Raw genomic sequence first — 11,640 nt, 5'->3', positions numbered from 1 at the left:
CGGGTGGTCAGGAGAAAACCCAATAAATACCCCACAAAGAAAAATGCCAGTCAGCTTAACTGACTGGCATTAAGCATTAAGCTGGCTTTTTTATAAATATTTTTCTGAAAGTCACTTTCAGAAATAGGCACTAGTTGGCGGTTATTGTGGTGCCATAAATTGTCCGTTTTCAATCATCTCGACATAAGATTCAGCTTGTTGCTGGATAGGTTTCAACTGTCGAGACTGCTGAATAAGTAGGGCTTCTAAACTGGTTAAATCCAAATCATCGACACCAAACTCCAGACCAGCAAATCCCCACAAGTAGGCCCAGTCATATTGCTCTTCTTTCATAAATAAACTGGTCAGGCTGCGGAAAATTTCCGGGTCAACCTCATCGTTTTTCTTATACAGCTCCAAGGCATGATAAAGCAGTTGGATGGTTTTCGGCCGATCAAACTTGATGTAGTAAGTTGCCAACGCTACCTGCATTTCCGGGTACTGTAAGCGATTGGTTTTCTCATACTCCAAGAAGTGTTTAAGCGCTTTGTCGTTGTGAAAGCGCGACCAGTGGTAGTAGAGCAGGTGTGGCGACATGGAGTCTCGGGTTTCGGCAGCCAGACGTTTCAGCTCCCGCTCTGCGGTCAGCAGTCCCTTAACCCGTTCCGTTTTCTTCTCTTTGAGCTTGATATGTTCAATCTGCGAGGCTTTGGCGATACACTTTTTATACTGCTCAAAGTCCAGCAGTAAATCGTAGTTAAGCTTATCCGAAGGGCTATGGCTTTGCTCAAAACGGTGTTTGATGATGTTAGCCTTCTCGGCCCGACACCAACCGTCCGGGTTTAGGTCGCTGCACATTTGTGGATTCTGCTCGCAGATATCCTTGACATTAATCTGGTTGAAAGAGTCGCAGCCGGACAACAATAGCAGCAACAGCAGGGGCGAAATTCTGCCCATAATAACTCCCGGAAAATGAAAGAAGTTTACTGATAATTTCCCTATAAATCAGCTATTTTGCCTAAAGCTGAAACTTTAGCACAATTTGGCGACTGCCCCTTGTTTCTTTAAAATAGCGGCCGTTTTTGACAAAGCCAAGGAGCAGGCCAATTTTAGAAGCCTCTTGTCAAACACAACCCTACAACATTCAATTTAGTCGTAAAGGTCGAGTGCATGAATCATCAACATGAACAAGAGTTACTCAATAGCTGGCAGGAAAGACAAGAGTATGCCGAAAAAATGCAACCCTTGCTGGGCAAATTACATCGTGACAAAGCCATTGAGGTGACGTTGTACGGTCGCCCGCTATTGGGTGCCAACAGCATTGATATTATCAAGGCCCACCGTACCGTGCGTTTACACACGGGTGAAAAGCTGCGTCTGCGCGAAAGCTGGCCTTTACTGGAAGCCATCAGCGAAATGAAGCTGGCCCCGGCGAGAATTGACCTGGGTAAATTGGCTTATAACTATCATTACGGCGAAGGTAAGGGCAGTGATTTACAGGCCTACCTGCGTGAAGAGTTGGCCGAGATTGTTGATCGTGATGACAACCAGGCACCTCAGGATGTGGTGTTGTATGGTTTTGGACGTATCGGTCGTTTGCTAGCGCGCTTGCTGATTGAACGTCATGGCAAGAATAACAAACTGCGTCTGCGCGCCATTGTGGTGCGTGGTGGTAAAGACGGTGACCTGGAAAAGCGTGCCAGCTTGCTGCGCCGAGATTCCGTGCATGGCCCCTTCAATGGCAGTATTACGGTAGATAAAGAGCGTAGTGCCCTTAAAGCCAATGGTGCTTATATTCAGGTGATCTATGCTAACAGTCCGGCCGAGGTGGATTACACCCAGTACGGTATCGATAATGCCATTGTCATCGACAATACCGGTATGTGGCGTGATCGTGACGGCCTGTCACAGCACCTGCAATCTAAAGGCGCGAAAAAAGTCTTGCTGACCGCGCCAGGTAAAGGGGATATCAAAAATATCGTATACGGTGTTAACCACGGCGATATTGAAGCTGGTGATAACATCGTATCGGCAGCCAGCTGTACTACCAATGCCATCACCCCAGTGTTGAAGGCGCTGGATGAGCACTATGGCATTAAAAATGGTCACGTAGAAACCGTGCACTCCTACACCAATGACCAGAACCTGATTGATAACTTCCATAAAGCTGAGCGTCGTGGTCGTGCTGCGCCACTTAACATGGTCATCACCGAAACGGGGGCGGCTAAGGCGGTATCCAAGGCCTATCCTAAGTTGGAAGGTAAACTGACGGGCAATGCCATCCGAGTGCCCACGCCTAACGTGTCCTTGGCCATTCTGAACCTGAATCTGAATAAAGAAACCGACCGCGAAGACATTAACGAGTTCTTGCGTGAAACTGCGCTGTTCTCAGACTTGCAGCACCAGATTGATTTCACTGCATCAACCGAGCTGGTGTCTACGGATTTGGTCGGCTCACGTTTTGCTTCAGTTGTGGACTCGCAGGCCACCATCGCTTCCGGTGACCGTGCCACCTTGTACGTTTGGTACGACAATGAGTTTGGCTACAGTTGCCAGGTTATGCGCGTAGTTCAGGATATGGCTGGCCAGCCTGTGCCAACTCTGCCGGCCAGTAAGCAGATTGGTTAAGTCTTTTTAAACTTACCCATAGTATTAAGGGGAAGGCAGTGATGTCTTCCCCTTTTTTAATGGCTGCGATTTTATCTGCCCGGATAGTTTAGGTCGAAAGCCTAAGCGGGTGGCGTTTAATTGGTTTCTTGCCACCTTAAAGGAAATTTATATCAAGGTACGAAACATACAGCTGTTGACGTCTTTGCTTGTCTCGTCGAGCTCTTTGTGTCGGTCGTGGTTAAAAGAACGAAAGCGAAAGTGCGTGGAACATAAAGCCTTGTTTCACGTTTACATGTCAAATGTGCATCGGTATCTTTGGCTAATAACGTAAAGGGATTTTCGACAGTTTATGAGCAGGTTTTTACGCTGGATTTTAGTCGCTCCAGTCTCCCTGGCGGGGTACTTTATCGCCTTGTTTTTGGGGATGGGCGTTATAATGATTGCCGAAACGCTGTGTCCTGCTCAGTACCTGATTTCAGAAACCTGTTTTTGCTCCTTATATGCAGCCTGTGAAGACTGTTTCACTGCTCTTTTTTCCTGCACTCGCAGCAGTACTTGTTGTACTGCTCCCATGTATCACAGCCCCTTCATATAAATTTCTAACCGCTTGTATTGTCTATATGACTGGTGCTGGCGTAGCTATCTATATGGGGCTGTCTACCGGTGCTTACACCAGCTTATTTGCCACACTGATTAGCGGTGCTTTGATGCTTTATGTTGTTTATAGAACTACTGCTTCCAGAAAAATCTAGAAAGTAGGGCGGTTGTTCGATGCCGATGAGCCAACTGTTAGCAGAATGGGATGACTATCGACCATATCCAGACGAAATTTGCCTAACAGTGGATGTTTTTCGTTGAAATCATCGCTGCGCCTGTCGAATTGCTGGTGTCCTGTTCGTTTACGCAATAACGAGGTTTGCATTCGTTTTCTGTAATCATAAGGAGAAAGTACTATGACCGATATTGCCAAGAACACTATTTGCCTCTGGTATGAGCAAGATGCCGATGAAGCGGCACGATTTTATGCTGAAGTCTTTCCAGACTCTTTTGTTAACGCTGTGCATCGCGCGCCCGGGGATTATCCTGCGGGTAAGCAGGGTAATGTGTTAACGGTAGAGTTCACTGTTATGGGCATTCCCTGTCTTGGTCTTAATGCCGGGCCGGGCATGCAGCACAATGAGTCCTTTTCATTTCAGGTTGCCACCCAAGATCAGCAAGAAACGGATAGGTACTGGGAGGCCATTGTCAGTCATGGTGGCCAGGAGAGTGATTGCGGCTGGTGTAAGGATAAGTGGGGAATTTCCTGGCAGATTACGCCGGTGGTGCTGACCAAAGCCTATACCAGCAGCGATCGCCAGGCTGCTAAACGCGCCTTTAATGCCATGATGACTATGCAAAAAATTGATGTAGCCAAGATAGAGGCCGCTGTGCGGGGAGAGTCGTTTTAATTAGCAAGGGATAACAAAAAGCGGGCATAACAGCCCGCCTTCTTAAGGATGAGCTTAGCGCTGGAAGGGATATACAGACCCTAGTTTGAGGATTTGTGTCAGTTCATCCAGGGCGCTGCGTGATTCGCTCAGAAGTTGCGGATCACGCAGGTCATCAAAGCTGAGTTCATCACGATAATGCTTATCTACCCATAGGTTCAGACGCGCAAACAAGCTATCGTTCATCAGGGTATTGGGATTAACCGCATCCACTTCTTTTTCGGTCAGGGCCACGCGCAGGCGCAGACAGGCCGGGCCACCGCCATTGCGCATACTTTGCTTAACATCAAAGTAATGCACTTGTTTAATAGGCGTGTCTAGCGTGACAAGCTTATCCAGATAACGCTTAACCGCAGTGTTTTCCTGGCACTCGGTGGGAGCGATAATGGCCATATCACCGTCAGGCAGGCTGATAATCTGAGTGTTAAATAAATAGGTTTTAACCGCGTCTTCAACACTGACTTCGCTGGTATTTACCTGGATAAAGTGCAGCTTTTCGTCACCGTATTTTTGCTGAATCTCAGCCAGGGCTGCTTGGGTGTTGTAAAACGCCTGCTCATGGTAGAACAGCACGTTACGGTTGCCGACGGCAATCACGTCGTTGTGGAATACGCCCTGGTCAATGACATCCGGGTTCTGTTGAACATACACCACACCTTCATCGCTCAGACCATGTAAGCGGGCGATGGCCTGACAGGCTTCCAGCGTTTGACGAGCAGGATAACGGGTGGGGGCAGGTTTACTGCCGTCAAAGGCATACCGGCCGTAGACAAACATCTCTACACCGGCATAACCGTAATCCCGGCACAGGCGTGTGTGATTTGCTGCGCCTTCGTCGCCAAAGTGCTCATTGTCCGGTAAATGGGCGTGATGCTGGAAATAACGCTCATCGGCAAAGGTTGCCTTTAGAATGCGGCCCGTGACGTCTGGCTCCAGCGAACGATGAAACTTGTTAGTCAGGTTAGCGGGGGTGAAGTGCACACGGCCATCTGCGGTATCGGCGCTCGGGGAAACAGTAGCGGCGTTGGCGGTCCACATGCTGGAGGCGGAACAGCAGGCCAGAAAAATAGCCGGAGCTTGCTTAGCGGCTTTCTCCAGAACCTGGGCGTCGGTGCCGGTAAAGCCCAGCCTGCGCAATGTCAGCATGTCCGGGCGTTCTTGTGGTGCCAGCACGCCTTGTTGCATACCCATATCAGCCAGCGCTTTCATTTTCATCAAGCCCTGTTTCGCGGCTTGTTTGGGGCTGCTGTTTGATTTGGCATTACTCAGGGAAGCCACGTTACCAAAGGACAGGCCGGCGTAATTATGAGTAGGACCCACCAGTCCGTCAAAATTCACTTCAAACTGTTTCATTGTCTTTCCGATTCCTCGCTAAGGGGTTGCATTCCTGCGCCGGCATGACATATGAGCGTGGCAGCGGGCAAGAGACGGCGCCACTATAAGGTTTTATTATCCCCCTGCCAAATTTGCATAATAGGGTTGAGATGCATACCATGGCGGTCAAAAGCGTCAGGATGAATAAAGCCGCTGTCTGAGCGCATAACTACCAAAGCATTTTTAATTTATTCAATAGCTTAGCAGTTTTAAGGCGAATAACTCTGCATTTGAAAAAAATTCTAGAAAATTTCTCTTTTGCTGGATATTTGAGCAGTTCGCCTAAACTTGAATACCTTTATGGAAATTGAACACTTGCGTTATGGGCCAGGGTTAACGAGAATCGCCCCGGAATAGAAAAACGCTAAGATGCTAATCACTGGTAAGGCAAATGTAAGCTGGTGGTATATAAAGGAAGATGAACGGAAGTAAACCTTGTTTTCCTCTCTTATTGTGGATATATCTAAAAAAATACTTATCGCCAAGCAACAAACAGGCGTATCTGATGCTTCCTTAGTGAAGGAAGCGAGCATGAAGAATTAAGAGCAAAAGATTATATGGCAAAATCCCTGGTAATCGTCGAGTCCCCTGCAAAAGCCAAAACAATCAATAAGTACCTGGGCAGTGACTTTATTGTCAAATCCAGTGTCGGGCATATTCGGGACCTGCCAACCAAAGCACTGGGCAATGTACCGGCTAAAAAATCCAGTAAAGAACTTAAGACCTTGTCCGATGCTAAGCGGGAGGCTTACCTGCGCCACCATGAGTACCTGAAACTGGTGGATCGTATGGGGGTGGACCCACAAAATGACTGGGAAGCTCACTATGAAACCCTGACCGGCAAGGAAAAAGTGGTTAATGAGCTGAAAAAGCTGGCTAAGACTGCTGACACTATCTACCTCGCAACGGACTTGGATAGAGAAGGAGAGGCCATCGCCTGGCATTTGCGTGAGCTCATTGGCGAGAAGGACAAAACCTTTAAGCGTGTGGTGTTTAACGAAATCACCAAAAACGCAATTCAAGAGGCTTTCGCTCAGCCGGGTGAAGTCAATATGGACAGGGTCAATGCTCAGCAGGCCCGGCGTTTCCTCGACCGGGTAGTGGGCTTTATGGTTTCGCCACTGCTATGGAAGAAGATTGCCCGCGGTTTGTCCGCTGGCCGTGTTCAGTCGGTAGCGGTTCGCTTGGTGGTAGAGCGCGAGCGTGAAATTAAGGCCTTTGTGCCAGAAGAGTATTGGGATGTACACGCCGATTTGCATAGTCAGGCCAAACACGCCTTACGTATGCAGGTGGTGAAACAAGCCGGTAGTGCGTTTAAGCCGGTTAACAAGGCGCAAACCCAGGCTGCGGTGTCGCTGCTGGAAAACGCCCGATATGAGGTGGTCAGCCGCGAGTCCAAGCCTACGCAAAGTCGTCCATCCGCGCCCTTTATTACCTCCACTTTGCAACAGGCAGCCAGTACCCGCTTAGGCTTTGGGGTAAAGAAAACCATGATGATGGCACAGCGCTTGTATGAAGCTGGCCACATTACCTATATGCGTACCGACTCCACCAACTTAAGCGGTGAAGCGGTGGAGGCGTGTCGGGACTATATTCAGGACAATTTTGGTAAGGCGTATTTACCTGAGTCAGCACTGCGTTATGGCAGCAAAGAGGGCGCACAGGAAGCGCACGAAGCCATTCGTCCGTCTAACGTACAGATTAAATCAGACTCCCTGTCGGATATGGAACGTGATGCCCAGCGCTTGTATGAGCTGATCTGGCGTCAGTTTGTGGCCTGTCAGATGACTCCGGCTAAGTATGATGCCACCACCATCCGTGTGCAGGCCGGTGAATTTGAGCTGAATGCCAAAGGTCGCGTACTTAAGTTTGACGGTTGGACCCGCGTGCAACCGCAAGTGCGAGGTAAGGGCGATGATGACCTGACTCTGCCAGATGTCAAAGAAGGTGAAGTACTGGCGCTGGACAAGCTGGATCCCAAGCAGCATTTTACCAAACCCCCTGCGCGTTTCAGTGAAGCCTCACTGGTAAAAGAGCTGGAGAAGCGTGGTATCGGCCGACCGTCCACTTACGCCAGCATCATCTCGACTATTCAGGATCGCGGCTACGTACGTCAGGAAAATAAGCGTTTCTATGCCGAGAAAATGGGCGAGATCGTTAACGACAGACTAATGGAGAACTTCCAGGATCTGATCAGCTATGATTTTACCGCCAACATGGAACAGCACCTGGATGAAATTGCCGAAGGCAAGCTGTTCTGGAAAGAGGTACTGAACCAATTTTACGGTGGTTTCTATCAGAAATTGCTACAGGCCGAAAAACCCTCAGAAGACGGCGGTATGCGTGCCAATGAAGCGGTAATGACCGACATTGCCTGTGCCAAGTGTGGCCGGCCGATGACCATTCGAACTGCCAGTACCGGTGTGTTCCTGGGCTGCTCGGGCTATGCCCTGCCGCCCAAAGAGCGCTGTACGCATACCATGAACCTCACCTCCGGCGACGAAGTGGTTAAGGTTGACGATGATGATGAGCTGGAAACCGAGGTACTGCGTGCCAAGCGCCGCTGTGATTTGTGCGGTACGGCCATGGATAGTTATCTTATCGATGAAGGGCGCAAGCTGCATGTGTGTGGCAATACCCCAGTGTGCAAAGGTTTCGCGGTCGAGCAGGGTACCTTTAAGATCAAAGGCTATGACGGCCCATTGATTGAATGCGACCGCTGTGGTGCCGATATGGAGCTTAAAAATGGTCGCTTTGGTAAATACTTCGGTTGTACCAATGAGGCCTGTAAGAACACCCGTAAGCTGCTGAGAAACGGCGAAGTGGCGCCACCTAAGGAAGACCCGGTTGACTTGCCTGAATTGCCTTGTAGCAAGTCAGACGCGCACTTTGTGCTGCGTGATGGTGCATCCGGTATTTTTCTGGCGGCTCATAACTTCCCTAAATCCAGGGAAACCCGTGCACCGCTGGTGGAAGAATTGGCCCGTTTTCGTGACCGCCTGCCAGAAAAATTCTTGTATCTGGCCGATGCGCCGAAGCAGGACTCAGAGGGGAATAAAGCCCTGGTACGTTTCTCCCGTAAAACCAAGCAGCAATATGTGATGACCGAAACCCCAGAGGGTAAGGCCACTGGATGGAGTGCCTGGTTTAAAGACGGTAAATGGGTCGCAGATGATAAACGTAAAAAGTCGTAAGTGACGAAAAGTATAAAAGACGTCAAATAAAAAACGCCGGCAATCTTGCCGGCGTTTTGCTTTCTAACCCCAAAAGCACCTTAACGGGCAGTCCAGCCACCGTCCAATACCAGTGTCTGACCACAAATGTTTTTGGCCGCATCAGACAGCAGAAATGCAGCGCTGCCAGCCAGCTCATCGATACCGATAAACGCCTTTTTCGGCATAGGTTCCAGCATAATTTTGTTTACCACCTCTTCCTCGCTCATGGCATTTTCTTTGGCCTGAGCCGCGATTTGTTGTTCAACCAGAGGCGTTTTCACGTAGGAGGGACACAGGGTATTAATAGTGATGTTCTGTTCGCCCAGCTCCAGCGCCATGGTTTTGGCAAAACCCAGCAAGCCGTGCTTAGCGGCCACATAGGCTGACTTATAAGGTGAAGCGACCAGCGAGTGAATGGAACCGACATTGATAATACGACCAAAGTTACGCTCTCGCATACCGGGTAAAAACGTTTGGGTAAGCAGTGCCGGGCCCACCAGCATCACGTTGATAAGCTGCTGCCATTTGGCTGGCGGGAAGTCTTCCAGGCGTGATACATGCTGAATACCGGCATTGTTAATCAGCACATCGACCTTAAGCGGTGCTAAGCGCTCGGGTAAGGTAGCTATTTGCTCTGCATCAGCCACATCCAGCGCAATCGCCCTGGCATTGATACCTTCTGCGTTTAGCTGCTGGCAGGCACGCTCAGCCGCTTCCAACTGAATGTCTGCGATAATTAATTGGTTTCCAAGTGCGCCGAGGTGGTGGGCAATACCCAGACCTATCCCACTGGCACCGCCGGTAATAAAAATTGTACGCTGCATTAGTTTACTCCTGCCAATGCGTTAATCATCTGTGCTACGGCCTGAATCTGCGGGCCTTGCTTAGTGGCATATTTTTCGTTGGTGTAGCCCCACCAATCCCAGCAAGCCTGAGGGTTGAGCGGCATTAAGGTGGACTGTTTGGTTTGCGGATAAAGCACGACGGTATTGTGCGTGTCAGCCCACTGGTTAATGCCGGTCAGGCGGGCATAATCGTTACCCACGGCTTCGATATTCTGGTTACAGCCATGAAAGCTCACATGCACCTGGCAGGACTGGCCGGCGGCACAACTAGCTGGTACATACAAAAACGCCTGGTCAGCCATACCTGAAGCCTGTTCGCCCCCCAGCTTTTGCTGATCGACGCTCAGTAGTTCACCGGCTTTATCCGCTGGCTGTGGGCTGGACTTAGGGCTGATAAAGCTCAGCATATCGCTGGCTGCATCAAAGCCACAGTTGCCGATAAAAGGAGGCGTTGAGGTACTGCATTCGCTGCCCTGGGATTCGGTGGGGAACAAATGTGAAAACGGCTGATCGCTAATATAGCGAACTTGCTCATCTCCCACCCAGCTTTGGTACTGTGCCGCTAGTGCGTCAGCCACCGGCTGAATAATTTTTTCATCTAAGGTGCCGCGTAGCAGCCACACTTTGTCGCCTTGTAGTCCCTCGGCCGGATCAACTAAGCCTTCTGTGCGCCAGCCATCCAGGGTGGCCTGAATTTCCTTAAGCGGAATGTCACCTTCCTGTTTATTCACGCATTGATTCAGCGCAGTCAGAATACTGTTGCGGGCACAGTAGTAGGGCCCCGCCGCAATGACCCCAATACCGCTTACCCAGTTGCTGTGGGCAAGATGGAATTGGCTGGCCATATAGCCGCCGCTAGATAAACCGGATAAGGTAATTTGCTCAATATCCAGATTGAGTTTGGGTACCTCGGCATAAACCATTGAGCTGGTCAGTGCGGATAACGCCAGCGCGTGGATCAGTGATTTCTTCATGGTTAATCCTGCATAAGAAAACGTTGGATTTGCTCGGCAACCTGATTGATGTTGGCGACACCATCCAAATGGCCCATAGGGCCGACAATGGGCACAAGCGTGGAATTTTTACCTGCCGCAAGCAGTGCTTTATGGGGCTGCTCGGCTAAGTAGGGCATCAGTAGCAAGTCATGACTGGCCGGAATAAACAGGGTTTTTGCTTTGACCTGTTGCATGGCCTCAGCCAGCGGCTTGTCCTGGCCGGCCAGGAATAGCTGGCTGGCGCGGATTAAGTACAACATATGATTGGCGTCGGTAACCTTGGCTCTGGCCTGTGCCATACCGCGTAGCCAGTTGACCACCTGATGGGATTGGTGAATGTCAGCCAGCGGCCCTTCTTCCAGGCTTTGGTGCTGTGGGTTGCTGCTGTTAATAAAATCCGGATATAAGGCCTGTTGGGTTAGTAGCATCAGCCCTGTGGTTAAGCCTGCAAGCGGTGGCTCGCTACTGTAGTAATCACCATTATTCCAATTGGGATCCAGCTTAATGGGCAATCCCCATTGCTCCAGTGCGGCCACGGTCCAGGCATCGGACTGCCCGGCACCAATCACAGAGATCATCCGTGGCACCCAGTCAGGGTAGGTGGTTGCCCATTCCAGTGCTTGCATGGAGCCCATAGACGGGCCCGCTACCGCATATAACTTAGTGATGCCTAAAGACTCCAGCAGGGCTTTTTGCACATTAACAAAGTCGCGAATGGTGACCACCGGAAAGGCCAGTCCCCAGGGTTTGCCCGTATCAGGATTAATGGTAGCGGGCCCTGTGGTGATCACATTAGGATCGTGGGCGTTAAAGTTCACCAGTGAGTCAACGCTCAGCACAAAGAACTTGTTAGTATCTATGGCCTTTCCGGGGCCGATAATGGCATCCCAATAGCCTGGGGCTTCATCCTCTGGCTGATATTTTCCTGCCGCGTGGGAGCTGCCGGAAAAGAAATGGGTGATCAGCACCACATTGGATTTGTCAGCATTGAGTGTGCCGTAGCTTTCGTAGCCCACTTGCAGCTGTTTGATGGTTTTGCCACCAAAGGTGGTAAATTCAGGTATGTCAAAGCGCTGTTTTTGGGTTAGCAGCTCTGAGGCAAAACACTGGGTATGAAGCAACAGCATAAGGGCAA

The 11,640-nt window shown here is 50.0% G+C and carries 9 protein-coding genes; 3 read left to right on the top strand and 6 right to left on the bottom strand.

Annotated elements, in window-relative coordinates; genetic code table 11:
- Nucleotides 1-141 precede the first annotated feature (141 nt).
- Entirely contained in the window at nucleotides 142-936 is a 795-nt protein-coding gene (locus tag IEX02_RS17015) for a DUF2989 domain-containing protein (RefSeq protein ID WP_188697938.1), read from the bottom strand.
- 213 nt (nucleotides 937-1,149) lie between these two features.
- On the opposite strand from IEX02_RS17015, the gene IEX02_RS17010 reads away from it, so the two are divergent.
- Nucleotides 1,150-2,607, top strand: coding sequence for a glyceraldehyde-3-phosphate dehydrogenase (locus IEX02_RS17010; protein WP_188697936.1), 1,458 nt, complete (start codon nucleotides 1,150-1,152; stop codon nucleotides 2,605-2,607).
- 730 nt (nucleotides 2,608-3,337) lie between these two features.
- On the opposite strand, the gene IEX02_RS17005 is transcribed toward IEX02_RS17010, so the two are convergent.
- Nucleotides 3,338-3,511 carry a hypothetical protein gene (locus IEX02_RS17005; RefSeq protein ID WP_188697930.1) on the bottom strand — a complete coding sequence of 58 codons (174 nt, stop codon included), beginning with the start codon at nucleotides 3,509-3,511 and terminating at the stop codon, nucleotides 3,338-3,340.
- 31 nt (nucleotides 3,512-3,542) lie between these two features.
- On the opposite strand from IEX02_RS17005, the gene IEX02_RS17000 reads away from it, so the two are divergent.
- The gene (locus IEX02_RS17000) at nucleotides 3,543-4,037 is read left to right on the top strand and encodes a VOC family protein (RefSeq protein WP_188697927.1); all 495 of its coding nucleotides are present in this window, start codon (nucleotides 3,543-3,545) and stop codon (nucleotides 4,035-4,037) included.
- A gap of 54 nt (nucleotides 4,038-4,091) precedes the next feature.
- Here IEX02_RS17000 and astB read toward each other — a convergent pair whose 3' ends face one another.
- Nucleotides 4,092-5,429, bottom strand: coding sequence for an N-succinylarginine dihydrolase (gene astB / locus IEX02_RS16995; RefSeq protein ID WP_188697924.1), 1,338 nt, complete (start codon nucleotides 5,427-5,429; stop codon nucleotides 4,092-4,094).
- A 578-nt stretch (nucleotides 5,430-6,007) separates the two neighbouring features.
- On the opposite strand from astB, the gene topA reads away from it, so the two are divergent.
- Entirely contained in the window at nucleotides 6,008-8,644 is a 2,637-nt protein-coding gene (gene topA / locus IEX02_RS16990) for a type I DNA topoisomerase (RefSeq protein ID WP_188697922.1), read from the top strand.
- Nucleotides 8,645-8,724: 80 nt separating this feature from the next.
- Here the strand turns inward: topA and IEX02_RS16985 are convergent, their stop codons facing one another.
- Genes IEX02_RS16985 through IEX02_RS16975 form a run of 3 tightly spaced genes read right to left on the bottom strand, consistent with a single transcriptional unit; the run spans nucleotide 8,725 to nucleotide 11,632 of the window.
- Complete coding sequence (locus IEX02_RS16985; RefSeq protein WP_188697919.1) at nucleotides 8,725-9,489, bottom strand: 3-hydroxybutyrate dehydrogenase; 765 nt, start codon at nucleotides 9,487-9,489, stop codon at nucleotides 8,725-8,727.
- Nucleotides 9,489-10,484 carry an extracellular catalytic domain type 2 short-chain-length polyhydroxyalkanoate depolymerase gene (locus IEX02_RS16980; protein WP_188697917.1) on the bottom strand — a complete coding sequence of 332 codons (996 nt, stop codon included), beginning with the start codon at nucleotides 10,482-10,484 and terminating at the stop codon, nucleotides 9,489-9,491. The genes IEX02_RS16985 and IEX02_RS16980 overlap by 1 nt, the downstream gene beginning before the upstream one ends.
- Before the next feature lie 2 nt (nucleotides 10,485-10,486).
- The gene (locus tag IEX02_RS16975; RefSeq protein WP_229702274.1) at nucleotides 10,487-11,632 is read right to left on the bottom strand and encodes an E22 family MetX-like putative esterase; all 1,146 of its coding nucleotides are present in this window, start codon (nucleotides 11,630-11,632) and stop codon (nucleotides 10,487-10,489) included.
- Between the last annotated feature and the right edge of the window lie 8 nt (nucleotides 11,633-11,640).

The sequence above is a fragment of the Bowmanella pacifica genome (genome assembly GCF_014645355.1).
Classification (GTDB): Bacteria; Pseudomonadota; Gammaproteobacteria; order Enterobacterales; family Alteromonadaceae; genus Bowmanella; species Bowmanella pacifica.
This window is presented reverse-complemented; position numbering and strand designations above follow the sequence as displayed.

What these genes read in the sequence shown, in the direction of transcription:
- IEX02_RS17015 (WP_188697938.1), bottom strand. Translation starts at nt 936, where the DNA reads ATGGGCAGAATTTCGCCCCTGCTGTTGCTGCTATTGTTGTCCGGCTGC.
- IEX02_RS17010 (WP_188697936.1), top strand. Translation starts at nt 1,150, where the DNA reads ATGAATCATCAACATGAACAAGAGTTACTCAATAGCTGGCAGGAAAGA.
- IEX02_RS17005 (WP_188697930.1), bottom strand. Translation starts at nt 3,511, where the DNA reads ATGCAAACCTCGTTATTGCGTAAACGAACAGGACACCAGCAATTCGAC.
- IEX02_RS17000 (WP_188697927.1), top strand. Translation starts at nt 3,543, where the DNA reads ATGACCGATATTGCCAAGAACACTATTTGCCTCTGGTATGAGCAAGAT.
- astB (WP_188697924.1), bottom strand. Translation starts at nt 5,429, where the DNA reads ATGAAACAGTTTGAAGTGAATTTTGACGGACTGGTGGGTCCTACTCAT.
- topA (WP_188697922.1), top strand. Translation starts at nt 6,008, where the DNA reads ATGGCAAAATCCCTGGTAATCGTCGAGTCCCCTGCAAAAGCCAAAACA.
- IEX02_RS16985 (WP_188697919.1), bottom strand. Translation starts at nt 9,489, where the DNA reads ATGCAGCGTACAATTTTTATTACCGGCGGTGCCAGTGGGATAGGTCTG.
- IEX02_RS16980 (WP_188697917.1), bottom strand. Translation starts at nt 10,484, where the DNA reads ATGAAGAAATCACTGATCCACGCGCTGGCGTTATCCGCACTGACCAGC.
- IEX02_RS16975 (WP_229702274.1), bottom strand. Translation starts at nt 11,632, where the DNA reads ATGCTGTTGCTTCATACCCAGTGTTTTGCCTCAGAGCTGCTAACCCAA.